This is a genomic window from Mesorhizobium sp. M7A.F.Ca.CA.003.01.2.1 (assembly GCF_003998945.1).
Taxonomy (GTDB): Bacteria; Pseudomonadota; Alphaproteobacteria; order Rhizobiales; family Rhizobiaceae; genus Mesorhizobium; species Mesorhizobium ciceri.
In genome coordinates this window covers 1-983 of record NZ_RZRA01001382.1, presented here as the reverse complement: position 1 = coordinate 983, position 983 = coordinate 1, and the positions used below count along the sequence as shown (strand labels likewise).

Annotated in this window: 1 protein-coding gene; it reads left to right on the top strand. The window is 62.0% G+C overall.

From position 1 onward, the window contains the following. Positions 1–983 (top strand): bifunctional UDP-N-acetylglucosamine diphosphorylase/glucosamine-1-phosphate N-acetyltransferase GlmU (gene glmU, locus EN969_RS32830; RefSeq protein ID WP_127419823.1); only part of this gene is annotated, 983 nt, incomplete at both ends.

Below are 983 nucleotides of genomic sequence, written 5' to 3'. Positions count from 1 at the left end.
CACCGCGCACGCCGTGCTTGCCGCGCGCGATGCGATATCAAAGGGTTATGACGATATTCTCGTGATGTTTGGGGACACGCCGCTGATCGACGCAGATGCGCTGACCGTGGCGCGGCTGAAACTGGCTGAAGGCGCTGCCGTCGTCGTGATCGGATTCCGTCCGCCCAGTCCGACTGGTTATGGCCGGTTGATCGAAAAGGACGGCAAGCTGATTGCCATCCGCGAGGAGAAGGACTGCTCCGAGGAGGAGAGGAAAATAACCTTCTGCAATGCCGGCATGATGGCGGTGGCCGGCGCCCATGCGCTGGCGCTGCTCGATCAGGTCGGCAACAAGAATGCCAAGGGCGAGTATTATCTCACCGACATTGTCGAGATCGCCAGTGCGCGAGGCCTCGATGTCGTGGCCACCGAAGCCAGTTTCGAAAGCGCGCTCGGCATCAACAACCGCGCCGAACTGGCGCAAGCCGAAGCCATCTGGCAGGCGCGCCGGCGGCATGAGGCGATGCTGTCGGGCGTGACGCTGATCGCGCCGGAGACGGTGTATTTCTCGCACGACACCGAGATCGGCACTGACACGATCGTCGAGCCCCATGTCTGGTTCGGTCCGGGCGTGAAGATTGCCACGGGCGCCAAGGTCCATGCCTTTAGCCATATCGAGGGCGCCACCATTGCGTCCAATTGCGATGTCGGGCCGTACGCGCGGCTGCGGCCGGGCGCCGATCTCAGGAACAAGGCCAAGGTCGGCAATTTCTGCGAGGTCAAGCAGGCGGTTATCGAAGAGGGCGCCAAGGTCAACCATTTGACCTATATCGGCGACGCCCGTGTCGGTGCTGGGGCCAATATCGGCGCCGGCACCATTACCTGCAATTATGACGGCTATTCGAAATTCTTCACCGACATCGGCGAGGGCGCTTTTGTCGGCTCCAATTCGTCGCTGGTGGCGCCTGTCACCATCGGCAAGGGCGGCTACATCCCCTCAGGCA